Origin of the sequence: Bacteroides sp. HF-162 (genome assembly GCF_015679285.1) — a bacterium.
Classification (GTDB): domain Bacteria; phylum Bacteroidota; class Bacteroidia; order Bacteroidales; family Bacteroidaceae; genus Bacteroides; species Bacteroides uniformis.
Window position 1 is genome coordinate 85,432 of sequence record NZ_CP064937.1, and the last position, 22,253, is coordinate 107,684.

The following is a 22,253-nucleotide window of genomic DNA, read 5'->3' on the forward strand; positions in this document are numbered from 1 at the left end:
CTGCATACCTTTTGCAGCGTCACTGCAAACGTGTTACAGTGCTACTGCAAAGCAGTTGCAGTCACACTGCATATTAGTTGCAGCAACACTGCATATTAGTTGCAGTGACGCTGCAAAACAAATGCAGTAGTTTTGCAGTAGGAAGTTGATGAATGACAATCAGTTATTTCATCACACATTCTTCCGTCAACCGGAAGCCGCGCAGCAGTTCATCCGTCTTCAGTCTCTTCTTGCCTGGAAGCTGGAGGGAGCGGATGCCGACAAAGCCATCTTCGGCAGCAACGCGGATATAGTTTTTCCCGTCTGTCTGCAAGGTTCCGGGAGCCAGTTGATGGGATTCCCCTATCTTCTCCGTCTCGAAGATTTTTACTACAATAGATTCTCCACTGGGCTGGACCAACTCCGTCCAAGCGGCAGGATAGGGAGAAAGGCCGCGTACAAAATCGTAAATACGCTTCACCGGACGGTTCCAGTCAATACGACAAGTATCTTTGAAGATTTTCGGTGCCGGACGCAGTTCACCCACTACGGCCATTTCTTCTTGAGGAATACTTTTCACCGTACCGGCAAGAATGGCATCAACAGTCTCTACCACCAGGCGACCGCCCAACAGCATCAGTTTGTCATGAACGATACCCACGTCGTCCGTATCGGCAATGGGTACCCGTACCTGCTGAATAACCTCACCGGTATCAATCTCATGTTTCAGGAAGAAAGTGGTGATGCCCGTTTCCGTATCACCATTAATCACCGCCCAGTTGATGGGAGCTGCGCCGCGATACTGCGGAAGCAGGGAAGCATGCAGGTTGAAGGTGCCCAATCGCGGCATGTTCCATACCACCTCCGGCAACATGCGGAAAGCAACGACTATCTGCAAATCGGCCTTCCATGCACGCAACGCCTCCACAAAAACCTCATCCTTCAACTTCTCCGGCTGAAGAAGCGGAAGATTATGTTCCAGTGCATACTGTTTCACCGGAGAGAATTGGAGCTTATGCCCCCGTCCGGCAGGCTTGTCCGGCATCGTAATGACACCCACCACATTGTAACCTCCTTCTACCAGACAACGAAGAGCCTCCACCGCAAAATCGGGAGTACCCATATATACAATCCTCAAATTCTTCTTTTCCACCATTTCATTTACAATTTACTCCATTTACTATTTACCATGTACAATTTGCGAGGCTACTCATGTACTATTTACCATGTACAATGTACACAGCACTCCGAATGGCAAATTGTACATTGTAAATGGTAAATTGTACATGTCCTCAGTCCTCTGAAAAATGTACCAACACTTCACGATACGAGTTGAATATCTTCGACTTGGACACGAATCCCAAGTATTTGTTTTCCGCATCCACCACCGGCAGATTCCACGCCTTCGTATCATCAAAGGTACGCATCACCTGCTCCATACTGTCCGTATCATACAGACGTGCCGGAGCCGAAGTCATCAGTTTTCCCACTGTAAAGCGATGATATAACTCCTGACGGAACATAATGTTCCGGATATCGTCCAACAAAACAATGCCAATCAGTACTCCTTCCTTATCGGCCACGGGAAAGACATTACGATGCGAAGCAGAAATGGCCTTTACCAGTTCACCCAAATCCATTTCGGGATGCACGGTCACAAAATCCTTTTCCACCACATTCTCCATCTTCATCAGGGTAAGGATGGCCTTGTCCTTATGGTGCGTCAGCAACTCTCCTTTCTTTGCCAAACGCATGGAGTAAATACTGTGAGGTTCGAACATGATAATGGTAAGATAAGAGCTGACGGAAACAATCATCAGCGGCAGGAACAAGTCGTATCCTCCCGTAAGTTCGGCAATGAGAAACACGCCGGTCAGCGGAGCATGCATGACCCCACTCATAACCCCCGCCATTCCCAGTAAGGCAAAATTCTTTTCGGGCAGATAAGCCGTCATCTCTATTTCATTGCTGAAATGTGAAAAGACAAAACCGGCAATACACCCCAAATACAATGAAGGTGCGAAGATACCGCCGCAACCGCCACCGCCATTCGTGGCACTCGAGGCAAAAACCTTGAACAGAATAATCAGTATGAGGTATATCAGCAACAGATTGCCGTGCCCGTAGAAGAAGGAATTATTCATCACCGTGTCCCATTCGGCATTACTCACTCCATTCAGCAATAATTCTATCGTATCGTAACCTTCGCCATACAACGGTGGGAAAAGGAATATCAGGATACTCAGCATGGCACCGCCCATTATCAGCTTCTTATAGGGAGTTCTCAACCTTCCGAACACGCCTTCCACAGAGTTCATGGCGCGGGTGAAATAAAGGGAAACCAATCCACAGAAGACGCCCAACATAATGACATACGGAATACGCTCCAATTCGAAAGCTTGGTCCAAATGGAATTTGAACATGGCGTCCGTACCCGTCACGATATAGGAAACAGTTGCAGCCGTCACCGCGGATATCAGCAACGGCAACAAGGAAGACATTGTCAAATCTATCATCAGTACCTCCAGCGTAAATACCAAACCGGCAATTGGTGCCTTGAAAATGCCTGCAACCGCACCAGCAGCACCACATCCCACCAACAGCATCAGCGTACGATGCTCCATCTTGAATATATTTCCCAGATTAGAACCGATAGCCGAACCCGTCAACACAATAGGCGCCTCCGCCCCGACCGAACCACCGAAACCGATGGTAATGGAACTGGCTATGATGGACGACCAAGTGTTATGTCGTTTGATACGTCCCTGTCGCCGCGAGATGGCATACAAGATTTTCGTAACACCATGACTGATGTCGTCCTTCACCACGTAACGGACAAACAGTCCGGTCAGGAAGATACCCACTACCGGATAAACCAGATAAAGATAGTTGGCCTCCGTCGCATTGAAATTGTCCGTCAGGAAGTTCTGTATCCAGTGTATGATGCCTTTCAGTATCAGTGCGGCGAACGCCGTAAAAATACCCACAAGAAAACTGAGAATCAGTATGAATTGCTTCTCCTTGATATTCTTTTCGCGCCAAATGATGAAGCGCTGCAACAAACTCCTCTTATCCTCTGCCATTTTTTCCTTTTATTCGCGAATAATCTTGATGACTCCGCCCTTGCCCAACTTAATGATGCTGGACGGTTTCGGGCGTCCCGTTTCCTCTTGGCGGTATCCTACTATATAATCTACCGCAGACTTGATGTCTTCACTTATTTCACTGAAGTTGCCGGGAGACGGTTGCCCGCTGACATTGGCAGAAGTAGAGACTATCGCCTTACGGAACTGCTGGCAAAGCCGCTTTGAAAATGCCTCACTGGTGACGCGGATACCCACACTACCATCTTCGGCAAGCAAATTAGGAGCCAGATTACGCGCTCCGGAATAAATTATGGTAAGAGGCTTGTCAGCCAGTTCTATCAAATCCCAGGCAACCTCTGGAACATCCTGCACATAGAAATCCACCTTTACCGGGGAATCTACCAATACCAGCATCGCCTTACTGTCAGAGCGTCGCTTGATTTCATATACACGGCGCACCGCTTCTTCATTGGTAGCGTCACAACCTATGCCCCAAATCGTATCTGTCGGATACAAAATTACCCCGCCTTCGCTCATCACCTGGCAGGCTTTTTTAATGTCTTCTATCATTTCTTGATATATAAGTTCACGGATTAACATGCAAAAATAGTATTTTTGCAGCGATTATAAATAAAGTTTAAGAGAAAACAATGGAAGAAATTCAATTTAACCACACCCTGCCCATACAACTACGCTTCAATGACGTCGACAAATTCGGCCATGTAAACAACACTGTTTACTTTTCTTTTTATGATTTAGGAAAAACGGAATATTTCGCTTCCGTATGCCCGGATGTAGATTGGGAAAAGGATGGCATCGTTGTCGTCCATATTGAAGCAAATTTCCTTGCGCAGATTTATGGTTCGGACCATATTGCCGTGCAAACTGCCGTTACTGAAATAGGAACCAAGAGTTTCCATCTGGCACAGCGTGTCATCGATACGGAAACCCAAGAAGTAAAATGCGTTTGTACTTCCGTCATGGTAGCCTTCGACCTCGCCAAACACGAATCCAAACCACTGGAAGAAGAGTGGATTGAAGCAATCTGCAAATATGAGGGAAAAGATTTGAAGAAAAAGAAATAAAATCCTATATTTGTCAATTAAGCTAACATTTGTATAAGTAACAATCTGTTACATTTAGTCAACTGCTATGATTCGATTGATATTATTGACCGATTTTACAGAGTCCTTTTCGTACAATCTGCTAAAGGGGGTATTGGCCTATTCCAAAAGCCATGAACCATGGGTAGTATGCCGTATGCCACCCTCCTACAAAAACAGTCATGGTATAGAAGGAGTCTTAAAATGGGCAAAGACATGGCATGCAGATGCAATCATCGGCAGATTTGACAATGATGACAATGTGGAGCTATTCCGTGAAAACGGAATTATCGCGTTGGCCCAGGATTATAAATCAAGGTTCAGCAATATTCCAAACATCACCGGCGATTACCGCAAGACCGGCAGAATGGCAGCAGAGTTTTTTCTGAGTAAAGGCTTTCAGAACTTCGCATTCTACGGTTATCGCGATACGGTATGGTCACAAGAACGTTGCGAGGGTTTCTATGAATGTATAGCAGCCCAAGGGTTTGGAAACAATTTCTATTCTTATCAAGATCAATCACTTGATGACTTATGGTTTTATGAGGCACCACCTCTGCTCAATTGGTTAAAGTCATTGCCGCAACCTACGGCACTCATGGCTTGCGATGACAATCAAGGTAACCGCATTACGGAAATCTGTAAAGTCAACAACATCAGAGTGCCCGACAAGATAGCAATATTAGGAGTCGACAATGATGAGATTATATGCAATCTTTCAGACCCTCCCCTATCCAGTATCAGCCAAAACATTGTAAGAGGCGGATTTGAGGCAGCCGCCCTCATAGAACATCTATTGAATGATGAGGAGGCCACTTATCGGGACGTAGTGCTCCAACCAGTTAATATCATCAACCGGCTTTCGACCGACTTCTATTCTACCACCGATGCCCATATCCAAACCGCTCTGAAATATATCCATCAGAATATAACGGCTGATATCACTGTATCGGATATAGTGAAACAAGTACCATTATCACGCCGTTTATTGGAGATTCGTTTCAAGCAAGTCACCCAGCAGTCCATCCACAAATATATCTTCAACCTTAGGATGGAACGCTTTGCCCAATTGCTGTTGGCCAGTGATGCTCCGATTGCAGATGTGGCGGAACAAGTCGGAATAAATAACCTGAAGAACTTGTCCCGCCAATTCAAAGCTTTGAAGAAAGTTTCCCCCAATGAATATCGGAAAGAGTACCAGACAAAGAGTTACCAGCGCTGATTTAATCCGGTACAAACAACATGGTATCAGGTAACACGGTTTCCAGAACATTCCGTCCCGAATACCCGACTTCCAATTCCTGGCCCATGTAATCTTCGAAATACAGCAGGTGCAACTCGTGGTACCCTGCTTCGAGAGCGACTTTCCCTTCGGCACGGCGTCCGCTGTGTCCGCCGTCGTTATCAACAATCAATTTACCGTCTATGTATAGTTTAGAACCATCATCGGAAAAAGTATAGAAACGGTATACTCCCCTTTCTGGAATTTTCACCAACGTACGGAAATCATAAGCAAAATGATCAGGGACGGCTGCTTCTTCAATCGAGAAGTTCTTCATCACCCCTTCCTTCACTTTATTGCAGGCGGCAATATCGGCAACACGCTTACATTTGCCTTCATAATAGGTATATGCCACGCCCTGCTTCTTGGGAGAAGTTCCCGTAGCCGGCAAATAAGCCATACTCTGCTCTTCATCCGAATTCAGACCTGAAGGGTAATAGTAGGCAGCCTCCCTTCCCGAAGGAGTAGAAATCCATGTATCAAATTTGAATTGGTCTTCGTACAGTTCAATGATACGGGCTCCTCTCGTCAACTCTCCATACGCATCCGCACCGGTCACCCGTCCGTATCCCAATGCAATACCTTTATCTATTCCTATAAAATCGTTATCATGGTCATGTCCTACAAATACTCCCATTACATCCCTCATGTCAAGGAAGGAAGCAAACATACCGGAATTGATATTAGCAGAGGCAACTCCACCTTCTTTGTCATTGCCATAAGTTTTCCCGTCACCTCTGATTTCGTTGTATTCAATCAGCGGAATATGGAAGAAGGCCAAAGCAGGAACGGGATTACCACCGTTCTTCTCTGCAAAGTGTTTACTTTGCTTTCTGTACCATTCTATTTGGTCGAAATGAATCCAGTCGTAAGCACCATAGATTTTATTAGGCTGATAGTCGTTGGAATCCATGCAATAGAGCAATGCCTCTACCTGGTCCTTCTTCTCCGGACTATAAACAGGAATCACACAATTACCACATCCCATAATATCTTCAGGGCCTTTTGCCCCCACATAGTAGGGAGACTTCAAGAGGAAATCATAGATTTCATTGCGCGTCAAGTATTCTGCATCATGGTTTCCCATCATCACCACAAAAGGCATCTTGGCCTCATTGAAAATATCCACTACACTTTTCCATCCATCCATAGCAGGGTCATCGGTCACCACATCCCCACTCAGTATAGCAATGTCCGGATGTTCGGCTGCCAGGACAGCACGGATAGCAGCTGCCGTTTCGGCACACTTTGCAGAACCTGGCATCCAGTGCAAATCTGTAAACTGTGCTACTACAAACTTGCCATCCTTAAAAAAGAATTGCTTCTGCGCAAAAGCCGTTACCGGCATACAGCCCAACAGTACAACTAAAAGAACAACTATTTTCTTCATAATTTCTTGAGATTAATATATTTCTATTTCATCTATTGCCAACTCACTCTGCAACCCTTCATGAAAATATCCTTTCGGGCACAAGCCACCACTCAATAATTCCAAGCGGACAAATGCAGCTTCCGTTTCGGCAAATGAAAGAGATACCGGAAAACGGGTGCCTTCCGTCAAGGTAAAATCATAAGTCAGCCGTTTAGTGCCCACCGGAATAAAAGTCTGACCATCCATTGACACAGAGACCCCCATCGCTCTTGCCGGCCATATCCCATTTACCGGCCTCCATAAAGAAGAAAAGGCAACTTCCTTGACTTTTTGAGGTTTCTTCAGTTCCACTACAATCTGTACAGTATCCTGGTAGAAGCTAATCCAGCGACGCATGTCGCGGGCATAGCCACGTCGTCCATCAGTCAGTCCGAAGCCTTTATTCAAGTGCTCCCATCCTGCTTCAGGATTACAAGTATAGTCACATCCGGTTGCCTTGTTTACAGCAAAACTCTTGCAGGTCACTTTTCCTAGCGGCTTACCGTCTCTGTAAACTGCCGAATAAACAGTTGCATCCTCGTCCAACGGTATCGGAGTCTCATAAAGGGAAGATGAAGTGTTGACCGTTGAATCATTTACCGCATAGTAAATATCGGCATCCGGACAGAAGGTGTTCAAAGTCACCTCATAAGTCTGCTGCGACTTGTTCCACGCACCAGTCTGATTGACTTCATAGAAGTTGCGGCAAGCATTCACTCCGCAATAATCCAATCGTTCAAACTCCTTATCCAGCCTACGGGCAAACGACTCGAAGTCCTTATGTTCCGGCTGTGTCCATTGCACCTCTGACATAGCCAGCAAACGAGGGAAAGCCATATATTCAAAATACTCGGGAGTCTGTATGTACTCTCCCCAGATATTGGCTTGTACACCTATTATATAAGCTTGTTCTTCCGGAGTCAGTTCAGCAGGAAGCGGGTTATAATTGTACACCGTATCCAGCGGAAGAAAACCGCCGATAGCCAACGGGGCAAATTCCGGACTTTCCTGGTAGTAATCCAAATAACACTTTTTGCCGGGTGTCATAATGACTTTATGCCGTTGGTGAGCCGCTTCGATACCTCCTTTTTCGCCACGCCATGACATGACGGTAGCATTAGGAGCAAGCCCTCCTTCCAGAATCTCATCCCACCCGATGATGTCACGCCCTTTACTGTTCACAAATTGCTCAATCCGATGGATAAACCAACTTTGCAGAGCTTCTTCGTTGGGCAGACCTTCCCGCTTCATCAAATGCTGGCAATGGGCACACTTCTTCCATGCTTTCTTGGGGCACTCATCTCCACCAATGTGGATATAATGGCTGGGGAAGAGTTCCATAACTTCGGTCAGCACATTTTGTAAGAATTCAAATGTATGCTCTTTGGGGCAATAGACCTCATCAAAAACATCAAAATAATCACGCACCACATAAGTCTTTCTCAGTCCGCAAGAAAGTTCCGGATAGGAAGCCAGTGCTGCGGATGCATGTCCCGGCATTTCAATTTCGGGAATGACCGTAATGAAACGGTCGGATGCATACTTCACAATTTCCTTTATTTCTTCCTGCGTATAATAACCTCTCTTTTCTTTTCCATCGTAACGCCGTGGAAAATAATAATCAGAGTGTCCTATCTGAGTCTGTTTACGATAAGAACCTATTTCAGTCAGTTTCGGGTATTTCTTTATTTCTATTCTCCATCCTTGGTCATCTGTCAGATGAAAATGGAATTTATTCAATTTATAGAATGCCATCAAATCAAGAAACTTCAGCACTTCCTCTTTTGGCAGAAAATTACGTCCTACATCCATCATAGCCCCACGATGAGGAAAACGGGGAGCATCCGTAATGCTGACAGCAGGAATCCTAATCTTTCCTTCGTATTTCCGGTCACCATCATAAATGGCTGCCGGCATGAGTTGCAGCAAAGACTGGACACCATAAAAAAATCCTGCGGCAGTTTCATTGGAAGATATATTTATCCTATCGGAAGAAACCTCCAATGTATAGGCCTCATCGGGCAAGGAATTATCTATGGATAAGCAAATATCGGCCTTTCCCGTTTCCGAAATACCCTTCAGCGTTACAGAAGTGTTTTTCAACGCATCCTCCAAATAATGAAAAACTTTCATCGCGGCTTCCCCGGAAGGGACAGCCACTGTTTTTTCCCCTTGCAGGACATACACTCCCTGCATTGGAGCAAGTTCATTCGGCATGGGTATAATACCATAGTTTGTCGCTACATCATCAGCCACTCTCCCACAAGAGAGAAAAATGAATAACATAGCCAGTAACCAATATCTTATCTTCATAGTATTTGGGATAATAAGTTGGGATATTCCTTGATTGTCTTCAATATCAGTTCACCGAACAAAGTATTTGTCCAGGCAAACCAGGAACGAGTAAAGTCCGCGGCATCCTCCGAATGGAAAGACTCATGCATAAAGCCCGTCCCTCCGTCCGTATCACGAAGTTGCTTCAGACAAGCACGTATTTCTTCGGAATCATCCGTTGTAAAAGCCTTCATAATGATGCTCATCGGCCAGATATAATTCAATCCCACATGAGGACCTCCTACCCCTTCGCCGGCTTTTCCTTTAAAGAAATAAGGATTATTGTCACTCCATATCATTTTGCGGGTACTCTGGTAAATCGCATCTTTAAAAGAGCAATAACCCAGATAAGGCGCAGCCAGCAAACTGGGTACATTGGCATCGTCCATACAAAGCGCGTTACCAAAACCGTCGACCTCAAAAGCATAAATACGTCCACAAACCGGATGATTGAAAGTACCATACCTGCGGATAGCTGCATCCACTTCATCTGCCAGTGCTATACATTTGCCAGAGAAGTCCTTGTTTCCATAAACTTTATCCTCTATCTCGGCCAATTGGCGCAATGACACAACTGCAAACATATTAGAAGGAATCAGAAAACCGTATTGTGTAGCATCATCTGACGGACGGAAAGAAGAAACGATTAAGCCGACCGGCTTTACCGGTGCTCCCCATCCGTTGTTAATCTGCGAATCTGTAGGGCGGTCGCAATCGCGCGTAAAGCTATAAGGTCCTAAGCCTTGTTTCCTCTGTTGCTCTTTAAAGGTCTTGACCACCAGCAGCATCGCTTTATGCCAATTTTCATCGAACACAGACGTGTCTTCCGTGTATTGCCAATAATGATAGGCCAAACGAATGGGATAGCACAAAGAATCTATCTCCCATTTGCGTTCATGCAGTTCCTTAACCATATGTTGTGTATGGTCGGTTTCCCAATAGCTGCCCAACGGCCCGTCGTTGAAGGCATTGGCATACGGGTCTATCAAGATACATTCAGTCTGTCTGTTGACAAGTCCTGCCACCATCAGCTGCAAGTCCCTATCTTTCTTCATCAACGGCAGATAGGGCCATACTTGCGCTGAAGAGTCGCGCAGCCACATGGCATCTATATCACCTGTAATGACGAAAGTATCCGGTCTGCCATTCTTCACTCTATATCTGACAGTAGTGTCAAGCGTATTGGGAAAACAGTTCTCGAACATCCAGCGCAACTTCTCGTCCTTTATTTTAGGCTTTGCTTCTTCAATGGCAGCATCTACTGCCTTCGAAATGAAGCTCCTTTTGCTTGCAGAAGGACGCAACGAAACATATCTCTGGCTCAAAGTCCCGGATGAAGATAATACGGAAGCGGGCTGAAAGGTCATTGCAGCCAAGGCAAGCCCGCCAGTCTTCAGAAATTGGCGTCTTGACATATTGTTTTTCATGATTGATGTCTTCTTTAATAGGTATGCTTACCGGATGTCACATTTATCTTTTTCTCTTTTTCACCATAGAGTAGACACAGTTCAAAATCGATATTGGAATCTACTGTAATACGAGGTTCATCACTTGCCGAACGGCGTGCCTCAGCTTTTAAGGAAATAAGCCCTTCGGGACCAAAAGGATAACGTTCTATGCCGTTAGTCTCCGTCAAATTCATATCCCAGATAATCTGCTTTTTGGCATAATCTCCCCGAATACCGATAATAAATTCTATCAATTCGGCAATAGGAGGAAGTCCTGCCCAACCTACAAAATTATCCCTTGCCATAAATCCCGGCTCAGCACTTTCCGGAGCATAATATTCCCAAAAAGTTCCAGTCTTCTTATAGACCTCAAACACCTGGGCATAATGATTCAAACAAATCTCCCGTGCCAGTTTACCATAACCTTTCTGCACAAGGCCCTGCATCACCATGTAATTAGTTCCCGGCCATACGCCACCCTGCCAATAACGGCCATTCTCCTTGTACTTGGGATTATCGGCAGACAAAGAAGGAATACGGTGTTTCCGGTTGAATGTGGCAGGATTATCCAATTCCTTCACCATACGATCCAACTGTACAGAATCCAATACATCAGTAAACAGAGCCCAATAGGCACCTATTCCCTTGGTTGTACAGAGAGTACCGTCAGCATACTGGTCATAAAGGAAACCGGTCTTTTCATCCCAAAGATTGTCATGGATATATTTTCCCAGCATTTTGGCTTCGTCTTCAAACTCTTCTATCTCTTGCCAACGTTCCAGATAAAAGCCCATCTCAAGTAGTAAATTGGCAGTAAATAATTGCTGTAGGTTTGTATCCAACCAAATCATATGCCCGTGACTGTAGATAGGGCTGTATTCTGACGGAACACGGGGCATATTATCCATGCCGGTTCCCCATCCGCTTGACCAGTAGGTTCCATTTCTCCAAGTATGGTTCAATTTCAACCACTTATAATAAGCACAAAGTACCGGAAATATCTTGTGCAGGCGTTCCGTATCACCAAACTGATGGAAATAGACCATCTCACACCAAGGCATCAAATTCGGTCCGGTACTGACTGGATCATAGCGTTCAAAGCAATCGGCACCATCCGCCTTTATTTCACGGCAAATGAAACCGTCGGGATGCTGCTTGGCGTAAAAGTTGTTCAGCGTATTTTGGAAAGGAAAGAAACGGGTACCATAGCGGGCAAACATCAGAATGAAAGAGGAATCCCACATAAAGATATTACCATTATAAGCTGTATCCAAATAGCTTGAGACAAAACCCGAACCTGCTTGAGGAGCACGAATATTGCCGATAGCTATTTCCCATGCCTTCCAATACATTTCAAGTTCCTTGTCATGTCCACCCCAAATGGGATTGGGAAGAATCTGCCGGGCTTCTTCGAAGCTTTTCGGCACAATCGTCTCAGGTTTTGCCACACGATATTCGTTTTCAGTGACCAACGGTTCCTTTACATACGTATTTTTATAAGGCAAATGATACTTTTCATCATTGCCACAGCTCTGAGCTTTCAGCAAAGGGAGAGTGGAAAAAGAAAGTAATCCTAGCAATAAAATGTGTTTCAACATAGGGAATAGTTATTTTTTAATTACAAATTGAGCAGTTTTTTTATCTTGTCAAAGATAGCAGTATTTTCAAAAATCCCTGTAAACTCCTCTGCACCGGGACCAAAAGCATACACTGGTACCATTACACCACTATGACCGCCAGTAGAGAACTTACATACGATTCTGCCTTCTGCCAAATCTCCATCAACCAACGTAAGTCCACCGGTCTCATGGTCTGCAGTAACTACTACCAATGTTTCTCCATCCTTGGCAGCCCATTCATAAATGGCACCGATAGTACGGTCAAAGTCATGTGTTTCCTGCATCAGCAAATCAATGTCGTTGAAGTGTCCGTAGTCGTCCAGCTGCGACCCTTCTATCATCATAAAGAAGCCGTTTTTATTTTGGTCCAGCAATTCGATGCCTTTCAATGAAGCACGTGCCAAAAGGTCGCCACGTTCAGCAGGAAGAGGAGTATCGACGGGATAAGGTACGGCAAATACCTTACTACTCTTTATGCCAGCCAATTCATCCCAACTACGAGGAGTCTGAAATCCTTTGTCACGTAGTTCCTTAAACAAATTGCGTCCATCTTCACGATTTTCGAAAAGCTTGGCACCTCCACCGAATACATAATCGGCACTGCAATTAACGTAATCTGCTACGATTTCAGCTTCCGCATCCCTATCCTTGTTGTGGCAACAGAAGTCAGCAGGAGTGGCATCCCACAGACGGCAGGTCACCGCTATACCGGTAGATTTACCTTTAGCAGCAGCCAGGTCTACCAATGATTTCAAAGGACGTCCTTCGGTATCTACACCCACAGAATGATAGTTGGTCTTCTGCCCCGTAGCTATGGCTGTTCCACCCGCTCCCGAGTCTGTAATCAACTTGTTGGCACAATAGGTTTTAGACAAGCCTACTACCTGGCAATTATCCAAAAACAACTTGCCTCGATTGGCTGTCCAAGCAGAATATACGTGCATAAGGCTCATGCCATCACCAATCATCAAGATGACATTCTTTACCTTCTTGCCTTGGGGAGGGGTAATCTTTGTCACCTCATAGGGTTGTTCTAAGACATAGGTCTGTTCTTTATCACGGCGGCTTTGTGCCGATAACTCTACCGGCAGTAGCAGGACTGCCAAGAGTGTTATGATACATATTCTTGTTATCTTATTCATAATAATCATTTTATTATTCAACCGTTACTAAGATAGGAGCATGGTCGGAGAGGAAAACATTATTCTCTGTTTCAGCCAACACACCATACCTCAAAACTTTCAGTCCATTACGTACAAATACGTAATCAATCAGCGGACGTTTATCGTAAGGAATCCTTCCGAAATCATGGAAACTCCATGCCGGACCATAAACAATTGCCGATGCCTGACGCGCGTCTGTCAAGTGTTCCGGGTTGGAAGGGTCAGTCACGTGTTTGATGACATCCGATTCCGGACTAGCATTAAAGTCGCCCGTTACTACTACGGGTAAGTTACCACTCAACTCATTTACTTTATCCAGCATAAGGCTTATGCCTTCACGACGTGCAGCAACACCTACATGATCCAAGTGGGTATTCAACGCGAAGAGCTCCTTACCACTTACTTTATCTTGCAGTTTTGCCCATGAAGCGATACGTTCACAAGCTCCATCCCAGCCCTTGGAACCGGCAACTTCAGGAGTCTCGCTCAACCAGAAATAACCGGAATCCAGCAAGTTGAAACGTTCTTTCTTATACCAGAGTGCACTATATTCACCCTTTTCCTTTCCGTCTTCACGGCCTACACCGATGACTCCATATTCCGGCAAACGTTGTTTAAGGTCTTCCAACTGATTATGAAGTACTTCTTGCGTACCCAATATGTCGACATCATAAAAGCGAATGGCGTTGGCCGCACGCTCCTTGCGATACTCCCAATTATCCAGACTGTCTTCCGGATTGTCATAACGAATATTGAAACTCATGACATTAACGGGCTCTGGTGCAGATGCCTGCTGCTTCACCTGTCCGCATGATGCAGCGAACAAAGGTAAAAATAACAAAAATAACTTTCTCATAGCATATATATTAAACTATTATTTCACAAATAAAGCCAATGCAGGAATGGGTACCAACTTCTCGGCAGAAGGCAGTTTCCAAGCCCAGCTTAAATGCTCACCTTCATAATCTTCAAAGTAATAGAGCTTGTAAGGATGAAAACCTTTCTTCAGTGCAACCATTCCGGTAGCAGGAATTGCAGCATGGGAACCATCATTGTTGACTACCTGCTCACCGTGAATGTATAAAACACTGCCATCATCCGAACGGGTCTGGAAAGTATAGACTCCATCTTCGGGAACATTTATCAATCCAGAAAAGATATAACCGAAATGATCCTCCTGCTTAGCACCCTTAATAGAAGGTTCGGGCATGACACCAGACTCCAGCAACGGTGACTTCTCTACATCAGCCACTTTCTGGTAAGTGCCTTCAAAGTACTTATAAGATGTACCATTCTGAGTAGGATTTACAGAAAGAGCAGCCTTCAATTCAGCTTTCGTTGCCAATATGGATAATGTTCTGCTTGAGCGGAGACCTTCCTTGAATCCTTTGGCTTTTATTAAAGTGGTCTTGTCCAGTTCAAAAGGCTGCTCGTACAATGCCGACTGCTCTGTGGGCTCGCTGCCATCCAATGTATATCTGATTTCGGCATCCTTGGTTGTTGTGGCCAATGCAACCGTTACCTTATCCATAAACAAGTTCAAATCCTTATCCACATAGGGAATGGAAACGACTTCATCTTTAGTATAGGAATAAGGGGATGCTTCAGAGGAAACACCTCTCTCCATATTCGGCTTGTCAGACAAAGTAAAACGAAGTTCTCCACCTTCCATCAACTGTGCATAAGTAATGAAATTTACATCTATCGGTTGACCGTTCAATTCTACTTTTGTGATATAGACATTCTTCTTTGGATTGTTGGCAAGGATGGTCAAAGTCTTTCCATTTGCCAGATTGACAACCGCTTTCTCAAATAGAGGAGTAGTCAGTGCAAACTCATTGCTTCCTGGACAAACTGAATAAATACCCAAGCTGGATAATATATACCAACCAGACATCTGTCCACAATCTTCATTACCAATGATTCCTTCAGGCGTAGGAGCGTACATTTCATGGAGCAGACGACGTGTTATTTCTTGCGTCTTCCAAGGCTGTCCTACGTAATCGTACAGATAGGCGATATGATGGCTCGGCTCATTGCCATGAACATACTGACCTATCAGTCCGGTAATATCCACTAAATCGCCATGTATATCCGACTCTACAGTAAAGATAGAATCGAGTGCAGTAAAAAACTCTTCCTTACCACCAAACAGTTGTGCCATACCGCTTACATCGTGAGGTACAAAGAAGCGATACTGCCAGGCTGTGGCTTCCGTATAGGCACGACCTACCTCAATAGGATTGAAGGGAGTTTCCCAGTTCCCATCCATCCGCTTGGGGCGGAAGAATTTTGTATTACCATCAAAAACATTGATATAGTTCTGGGAACGTTGAATATACTTTTGATAAATATCATCCTTACCCATTTCCTGAGCCATACGTGCAATACACCAGTCATCATAGGCAAACTCCAGCAAACAAGAGATGGACTCTTTCTTTATATTAGAAGGAATAAAGCCATTCTGAATATAGTAATCGGCTCCCTTTTTGTTCTTTTCAGAAGAAACTACCATAGCTTCCAACGCCTTTTCCGCGTCAAATCCTCTAATACCCTTCATATAAGCATCTGCTATAACGGACACTGCATGATAACCAATCATAGTTCCCGTCTCTCCGGCAGAAAGCGGCCAGATAGGAAGTTCACCCGAAGATTCGTAAATGTCCAAAAAGGAATTTATCATATTATTGACCAAAGTTGTATCAATCAAAGTCATCAACGGATTCCATGCACGGAAAGTATCCCAAAGCGAAAATGTAGAATATTGCACTTTACCTTTTGGCAGTTGCCCAACCTCCATATTATGACGGCGGTACTCACCATTGACATCACTCACGACATTGGGTACAACCATAGAATGATACATGGCTGTATAGAAATTCTTCAAGTCGTCCGTATTGCCGCCTTCTACCGTAATAGCAGAGAGAGCTTGTTCCCAAGCGGAACGGGCAGCACTACGCACGGCATCAAAATCGAAACCTATCACCTCGGTTTCCAAATTCTCACGTGCATTCTTTTCACTGACAATGGATAATCCAACTTTGGCTATAACCGGCTCTCCATTACTATTATCGAAGGACAAGCAAGCCTGCAAATCGGTACCGATCAACTTAACTCCTGCAGAAACCATCTTTTTATTCTGTATAAAGTCTATGGCCTGAAAAGGTTTCGAGAACTGGGCTACAAAATAAACGTACTGATTGTCCGTCCATCCCCTGGTTCTGCGCATACCTGTTATTTCGTTGGCGGCAGTCTGTTCAAGTTCAGCCTCATAAATATATTCGTTATCAAGCAAATGAGTCAAATCTATAATAATAGATGCTTCTTTGCCGGAAGGAAACGTATAGCGGTGCATACCGGCGTGTGCCGTTACCGTCAATTCAGCTTTTATTCCTTCTTCTTTCAGAACAACCGAATAATATCCGGCAGAAGCATCTTCGTCTTTATGGGAAAAAGCCGCCGGCTGGTAAATGTTTTCCGTAGTCAAATCCGGTTTCAGCGTAGTAGGACGAAACAGTATATCCCCAAGATCAATGCATCCGGTCCCACTTAAATGTGTGTGTGAAAAACCTTTTAGAGTCGTATCATCATAATGATACCCTGAACAAGCATCCCAGTTTCCGGCACGCGTGTCAGGACTTAACTGTACCGCCCCGAACGGAACGGTTGCCCCCGGATAAGTATGCCCATGAAAGCCGGTACCGATAAAAGGGTCTACATAGTCTACGGGAGATAGTTCACCGGACGTACAAGAACAGCAAGCCCCAAAAGCAGCAGCTGCACATATAAGAGTTTTTAATTTCATCAGACTGTATATTTGAAGAGCGCTGCAGACTGTCGGGAATGCCGTCTCTCCGTATATTAAAATGATTTTATGAATAGCCTTTGCAAATGAAAGAAAAAGAAGAAATATCTGCAAGGATCAATACCCGAAAATACCAACCCCTGCAGATTAGACCAATGGCAATGAGGTCTATCTATATTTCCAACTTCCTATAAAGGAGATTAATTATAACCCGGATTCTGTTTCAACTGACCATTAGAATTCACAATCTGTTGGTACGGATAAGGGAAAACCATACGGTAGTCCTCATAAACTTTAGATGCTTTACGGAATGCTTCATAAGTATCAATCCTGAAATTCGACTCCGGATTAGAACGTTCTTCATAAATACGTACACGAGGAAGTGCATTCAGCTCTTTCTTTGCTAACGCCTTGATTTCAGCATTGGAAGAACGATGCCAACGTTTCAAATCAAACAAGTGATCAGTAAATTCAAAAGCCAACTCACAACGACGTTCATGATACAATTGTGTCATGGTAGCTGGCGCCGGGGTATCCAAATCCCGTCCACAAGCACGTTTGTGAATACGGTTCAAATCAGTCCATGCCTTATCAGCCTGATTAGTCATCAAGTAAGCTTCCGCACGGAACAACAACATCTCGGCAAAACGGATGACCGGGAAATTAATCCGTGCCGTTGGCCAATCACCGTTGCTATTAATGTAACCGGTAGTGGGGTCCTTGTGTTTGAATGGATCCATATATTTGTTGATCATGAATCCTGCTTCTATATCAGAAGAGGAATAGAAACGGCGAGTCTCTCCAAAGAATTGGAATTCCTGATTGTATTCCAAAATAGAACGAATCAGGCGAGCATTTCCTTCACCGTCCTTGCGCATCTCCTCATAAATATCATAAGAAGGCTTGTTCTGTCCCCAGCCATTATACATTCCCCATCCCTTGTTCTCTAAGACAACGCCGGGAAATTCGGAACCGCCTCCATTGGAACCTCCATTACCGGGAATGGCCCAAATGTATTCTTCATTATAGAAATCGGCAAACTCCGAAGAGAACACTTCATCCAAAGAGCCTGCCAAGTTGCGGCGGTAGGTAGATTCCAAATCATTGACCATGGCAATCACATCTTTCCACTTTTCAGGTTCCCAAGTAGCCCAATAGGCATAAACCTTGGCTTTAAAAGCCACAGCAGCGGCATCATGTGCACGCCCGATATTATCCGCATCATAGTCTTCCAAACGAGGCAAGCGTTCTATAGCCCAGTCCATGTCTTCAATAATCATCCTATAGTTGTCTTCCACTGACTTCTGCTGAGGTGGAATAGAATAATCATAGTCACCTTCAAAATCTTCATAGCGAACAAAAGGCACTCCTTGCTCGGGCAATCCATAACGATAGGCCATCAAAAAGTGTGCCCATCCACGAGTAAAGTAAGCCTCACCCAAGCTTCGTGTTTCTACGGGTGTAAGAGCTGTTTTTTTCTCCTTATCCAATAAACTTTTTATTACCCAATTGGAACGCGCCATCACTTTATAGAGCGTTTCAAAAATACCATTTAACGGAGTAGAGCTGGAAGCATCATTTTTAAAAAGAGCCAAGTCGGTATAGTCACGAGTACGCCCCCATACCACATCGCAAGCAGCTCCCTGCTCCCAAAAAAGTTCACGTCCATAAAGAGCCTCCTGATGGAAGCGTTCGTACAATCCGTCAACGGCATCAATGGCTTGTTGATCGTTCAGGAAATAGGCATTTATAGTAGCATTTCCTTCAGGCTGCACATCTAGAAAATCACTACAAGAGCTTGTCAATAGTGCAGCCGATATAGCTAAAAACAATATATTTTTTTTCATAATCATTTCTATCTTTACGTTATTAATAAGTCAGTTTCACACCTACCGACAATACACGCGATACCGGGTATTTCAAAGCATCCCATCCACCGCATTCAGGATCCATGCCTGAATATCCAGTAAACGTAACCAGATTCTCACCGCTAAAGTAAACAGAAAGACGGCTATTACGTTCGTTCAAATGAGACCATTTGCGGAATACATCGCTCAAATCATAAGATACGGTCAAGTTTTTGAACCGCAAATAGGATGAGTTTTCCAAGAAATAGTCAGATGGACGGGTGAAGTTTTTATTATCATCCAGCTTAGAAAGACGGGGAATGTCCGATCCTTTATTTGTAGGACTCCAAGCATTCAATATTTCAGCAGAACGATTGAAACTACCTTCCACATCGCTCAACAACATGGATTTACCTACATAAAGCGCTTGTGCACCGCCTACACCTTGGAACATGGCACTGATAGAAAGTTTCTTCCATGTAACGCCCAAAGTGAAGGCGAAAGTTGTTTTAGGCATGGCATTACCCATATACTGACGGTCCTCATCACTAATTTCTCCATCACCATTATAATCCACGAATTTCAAATCACCAGCTTGAGCTCCCGGTTGTATCGGTTTCCCATCCTTATTCTTATAATTGGCTGCCTCTTCATCGCTTTGGAAAATACCGTCAGTTTTAATCAGATAGAAAGAGTTCAACGGTTTTCCTTCTGCAGATTGAATCATGTAAGGTAAATTACGGAAAGTCTTGTCACTTGTCCACACCCCCGAAGTACCGTCAGCATTTTTCACACCTATGTCCGAAACCCAGTTCTTCAAATAAGAGAAATTGCCCGATACAAAATATGAAAGGTTTTTATTGATTTTATCACTCCAATTGGCAGAAACTTCAAAACCACGATTACGTACCTCACCCAAGTTTATAAGCTGACGTTTCACACCGATAGTCTGTGGCCATCCCGTAGTACGTGTCTGGATAAGATTGAATGTCCGCTTATCAAAATAATCCATTGACAATGACAGACGGTTATTAAACATCTCCACATCAAGTCCCAAGTCTGTCTGTTCTGAAGTTTCCCAAGTCAAATCAACATTCAAGGCATCCGTCGGAATAAAAACAATATTGCCCCACACCGTATTCGAAGCAACACCATACTGAGCTTGTTCATTCCAACTAGTCTTATCAAGTACCGGTGATTTATAAGCTATAGGTACAGAACTGATGTTACCGATACGTCCCCAAGAGGCACGCACCTTCAGTAAACTGATTAAGTCACTTTTCTTGAAGAACGATTCATTCGAAATCTTCCATCCCAAAGTAAAAGCAGGAAAATCACCATAGTTATTCTCCTTGGGCAGACGACCGGCATAATCACGACGGAAAGAAGCCGTGAGGAAATAACGGTCAGCATATGAATAAGCCAAACGACCAATCAAGGATACATTGGCATCGGGACCGGTCAAATAGTCAGTACCTTTCAAAGATTTGGCATAAGCCAAGTATTGTAGATAAGCAGATTCATCTGCAAGGTCAGTGCCAGTCACCTCCAGCCCACGCGTTTCACTATGATCAGCGGTAGTAGCTAAAAGCACACCTATTGTATGGTCACCGAAAGTATTATCATAGGTCAACGTATTCTCTGTCTTCCAAGCATCAGCACGATAAGTCGTTTCTTGCAAATTATTGCTGAGAACCGGCTTACCTACTTCATCACGAATAGGATTAAATTTCTTAAAGTGATTTGTACGCAGATTATAAGTAAAACGGCTGACAAACTTCAGACCCGGAATCACATTATCAATGTTCAAGCTGGTAGTACTCCACACATCACTCGTCTTGTCATAAACGTTTTCAGCTTCAAGCAAACGAACCGGATTCACCGCATCACCGTGAGCATCAGCAAAGTTACTTCCATACTTTTTGATATATTCAGGATCCTCAGTTGTGGTTCCGCCATAACTCCCATCCAGCGGATTGTAGACAGTAGCACTGGCAGGCATGTAAATTGCCGAGATAATAGGCCCCGTAAAGGCGTCATTATCCGTACTTTTGGTACGTGATGAAGTGTTTTGCCAAGTAAAGTCTTCACTGATACTCACCCATTTGTTCAGTTTCAATTTACTGTTGTAACGTAATGACAAATTCTTTTTGAAAGTATTAATCAGCACACCTTCATCATTATCATAAGCTAAAGACAAACGATGTGTAAAATTCTCGGTACCCACATTTAAAGCTACATTGTGACGCTGATAAAAAGCCGTGCGGAAAATCTCGTCCATCCAATCAGTGCGGGTAGTACCTATCCAAGGATTCTTGTTTATATCCCAACCATCAGGCAATGTAAGCCCTGCATTTGCATAAGACATTTTGCGCATTTCCAATTGCTGTTCAGCATTCAGTGGTTCTATCAGATTGGTGGCCTGACGAATGCCAAAAGTACCATCATAAGTCAGTGACGGTGCACCTTCTTTAGCCTTTTTAGTGGTAACCAACACGACACCACCTGCACCCGATTGTGCACCATAAATGGCAGCCGAAGCAGCATCCTTTAACACTACAATGCTCTCAATATCATTCATAGAAGCGATAGGAGCCCCCGGCACGCCGTCTACAACCCAAAGCACATTATCACCATCTTGTGAGCCTTGACCACGGATTACAATGGAAGGAGAGGAAGTGGGATCACCACCATCTGCCTGAATGGTAACACCCGGTAGCTGACCTTGCAACATACTCTCTGTAGAAGTTACCGGACGCGCAGCCAATTCCTCAGTATTACTTACTACTCCCACCGAAGCGGATAAGTCTTGTTTACGAGCACTAGCCCCGTAACCCAGAACCACAACTTCATCCAAGAGTTCAGTATCCTCTTTTAAAATCACAGTCAATTCTTTCCCAGTCACCGGTACTTCTTGAGAGGTATAGCCCACAAAACTAATTACTAGCACACCATCCTTCGCAGCCGACAGAAGGAATTTTCCGTCAATGTCCGTAATCACTCCATTGGTCGTTCCTTTCACTAATACATTGGCACCAATCACAGGTTCGCCAGTCTGATCTTTTACTGTTCCTTTCACAGAAATCTGCTGTGCATAAGCACCTGCCGACAAGAACAGCCCCAACAATAGGGTCAGAATCGTTCGATAGATTCTAAGATTTACTTGTTTCATGCAT

At 44.3% G+C, this 22,253-nt stretch carries 14 protein-coding genes; 2 read left to right on the forward strand and 12 right to left on the reverse strand.

From position 1 onward, the window contains the following. Window positions 1-163: 163 nt before the first annotated feature. From fmt to ITJ87_RS00385, 3 genes are all read right to left on the reverse strand, one after another. Window positions 164-1,135 carry a methionyl-tRNA formyltransferase gene (gene fmt / locus ITJ87_RS00375; protein WP_117965240.1) on the reverse strand — a complete coding sequence of 324 codons (972 nt, stop codon included), beginning with the start codon at window positions 1,133-1,135 and terminating at the stop codon, window positions 164-166. A gap of 136 nt (window positions 1,136-1,271) precedes the next feature. After that, a complete protein-coding gene (locus ITJ87_RS00380; RefSeq protein WP_117965238.1) occupies window positions 1,272-3,062 on the reverse strand; it encodes a chloride channel protein in 1,791 nt (596 codons plus the stop codon). Between the two features lie 9 nt (window positions 3,063-3,071). After that, window positions 3,072-3,635: an L-threonylcarbamoyladenylate synthase gene (locus tag ITJ87_RS00385; RefSeq protein ID WP_117965256.1), complete on the reverse strand. Its 564-nt coding sequence runs from the start codon at window positions 3,633-3,635 to the stop codon at window positions 3,072-3,074. 80 nt (window positions 3,636-3,715) lie between these two features. Here ITJ87_RS00385 and ITJ87_RS00390 point away from each other — a divergent pair, with 80 nt between their 5' ends. Together ITJ87_RS00390 and ITJ87_RS00395 are read left to right on the forward strand one after the other, a co-directional pair. Next, complete coding sequence (locus ITJ87_RS00390) at window positions 3,716-4,150, forward strand: thioesterase family protein (RefSeq protein WP_117600845.1); 435 nt, start codon at window positions 3,716-3,718, stop codon at window positions 4,148-4,150. Window positions 4,151-4,217: 67 nt separating this feature from the next. Beyond that, a complete protein-coding gene (locus tag ITJ87_RS00395) occupies window positions 4,218-5,390 on the forward strand; it encodes a DNA-binding transcriptional regulator (RefSeq protein WP_117965236.1) in 1,173 nt (390 codons plus the stop codon). 1 nt (window position 5,391) lies between these two features. Here ITJ87_RS00395 and ITJ87_RS00400 read toward each other — a convergent pair whose 3' ends face one another. The 9 genes from ITJ87_RS00400 to ITJ87_RS00440 all read right to left on the reverse strand — a co-directional run bounded on the left by ITJ87_RS00400 (window position 5,392) and on the right by ITJ87_RS00440 (window position 22,249). Continuing rightward, window positions 5,392-6,840 carry a PA14 domain-containing protein gene (locus ITJ87_RS00400; protein WP_117965234.1) on the reverse strand — a complete coding sequence of 483 codons (1,449 nt, stop codon included), beginning with the start codon at window positions 6,838-6,840 and terminating at the stop codon, window positions 5,392-5,394. Window positions 6,841-6,852: 12 nt separating this feature from the next. Then, complete coding sequence (locus tag ITJ87_RS00405) at window positions 6,853-9,174, reverse strand: glycoside hydrolase family 20 protein (RefSeq protein WP_117974260.1); 2,322 nt, start codon at window positions 9,172-9,174, stop codon at window positions 6,853-6,855. Next, window positions 9,171-10,622: a glycoside hydrolase family 125 protein gene (locus tag ITJ87_RS00410; RefSeq protein ID WP_117600841.1), complete on the reverse strand. Its 1,452-nt coding sequence runs from the start codon at window positions 10,620-10,622 to the stop codon at window positions 9,171-9,173. The genes ITJ87_RS00405 and ITJ87_RS00410 overlap by 4 nt, the downstream gene beginning before the upstream one ends. 14 nt (window positions 10,623-10,636) lie before the next feature. Then, window positions 10,637-12,241, reverse strand: a complete 1,605-nt coding sequence (locus ITJ87_RS00415) for a trehalase family glycosidase (RefSeq protein WP_117965230.1) — start codon at window positions 12,239-12,241, stop codon at window positions 10,637-10,639. 20 nt (window positions 12,242-12,261) lie between these two features. Next, entirely contained in the window at window positions 12,262-13,404 is a 1,143-nt protein-coding gene (locus tag ITJ87_RS00420) for an alkaline phosphatase (protein ID WP_117965254.1), read from the reverse strand. A 13-nt stretch (window positions 13,405-13,417) separates the two neighbouring features. Continuing rightward, window positions 13,418-14,281, reverse strand: a complete 864-nt coding sequence (locus ITJ87_RS00425) for an endonuclease/exonuclease/phosphatase family protein (protein WP_117965228.1) — start codon at window positions 14,279-14,281, stop codon at window positions 13,418-13,420. 18 nt (window positions 14,282-14,299) lie between these two features. Beyond that, window positions 14,300-17,230, reverse strand: a complete 2,931-nt coding sequence (locus tag ITJ87_RS00430; protein ID WP_117965226.1) for a GH92 family glycosyl hydrolase — start codon at window positions 17,228-17,230, stop codon at window positions 14,300-14,302. Window positions 17,231-17,430: 200 nt separating this feature from the next. Further along, window positions 17,431-19,077 (reverse strand): RagB/SusD family nutrient uptake outer membrane protein, encoded by a 1,647-nt coding sequence (locus ITJ87_RS00435; RefSeq protein ID WP_117965252.1) that lies wholly within the window; start codon window positions 19,075-19,077, stop codon window positions 17,431-17,433. Between the two features lie 22 nt (window positions 19,078-19,099). After that, window positions 19,100-22,249, reverse strand: a complete 3,150-nt coding sequence (locus tag ITJ87_RS00440) for a TonB-dependent receptor (protein ID WP_117965224.1) — start codon at window positions 22,247-22,249, stop codon at window positions 19,100-19,102. Between the last annotated feature and the right edge of the window lie 4 nt (window positions 22,250-22,253).

Coding starts and splice junctions, on each gene's coding strand:
- fmt (WP_117965240.1), bottom strand. CDS start 1,135: ATGGTGGAAAAGAAGAATTTGAGGATTGTATATATGGGTACTCCCGAT.
- ITJ87_RS00380 (WP_117965238.1), bottom strand. CDS start 3,062: ATGGCAGAGGATAAGAGGAGTTTGTTGCAGCGCTTCATCATTTGGCGC.
- ITJ87_RS00385 (WP_117965256.1), bottom strand. CDS start 3,635: ATGATAGAAGACATTAAAAAAGCCTGCCAGGTGATGAGCGAAGGCGGG.
- ITJ87_RS00390 (WP_117600845.1), top strand. CDS start 3,716: ATGGAAGAAATTCAATTTAACCACACCCTGCCCATACAACTACGCTTC.
- ITJ87_RS00395 (WP_117965236.1), top strand. CDS start 4,218: ATGATTCGATTGATATTATTGACCGATTTTACAGAGTCCTTTTCGTAC.
- ITJ87_RS00400 (WP_117965234.1), bottom strand. CDS start 6,840: ATGAAGAAAATAGTTGTTCTTTTAGTTGTACTGTTGGGCTGTATGCCG.
- ITJ87_RS00405 (WP_117974260.1), bottom strand. CDS start 9,174: ATGAAGATAAGATATTGGTTACTGGCTATGTTATTCATTTTTCTCTCT.
- ITJ87_RS00410 (WP_117600841.1), bottom strand. CDS start 10,622: ATGAAAAACAATATGTCAAGACGCCAATTTCTGAAGACTGGCGGGCTT.
- ITJ87_RS00415 (WP_117965230.1), bottom strand. CDS start 12,241: ATGTTGAAACACATTTTATTGCTAGGATTACTTTCTTTTTCCACTCTC.
- ITJ87_RS00420 (WP_117965254.1), bottom strand. CDS start 13,404: ATGAATAAGATAACAAGAATATGTATCATAACACTCTTGGCAGTCCTG.
- ITJ87_RS00425 (WP_117965228.1), bottom strand. CDS start 14,281: ATGAGAAAGTTATTTTTGTTATTTTTACCTTTGTTCGCTGCATCATGC.
- ITJ87_RS00430 (WP_117965226.1), bottom strand. CDS start 17,230: ATGAAATTAAAAACTCTTATATGTGCAGCTGCTGCTTTTGGGGCTTGC.
- ITJ87_RS00435 (WP_117965252.1), bottom strand. CDS start 19,077: ATGAAAAAAAATATATTGTTTTTAGCTATATCGGCTGCACTATTGACA.
- ITJ87_RS00440 (WP_117965224.1), bottom strand. CDS start 22,249: ATGAAACAAGTAAATCTTAGAATCTATCGAACGATTCTGACCCTATTG.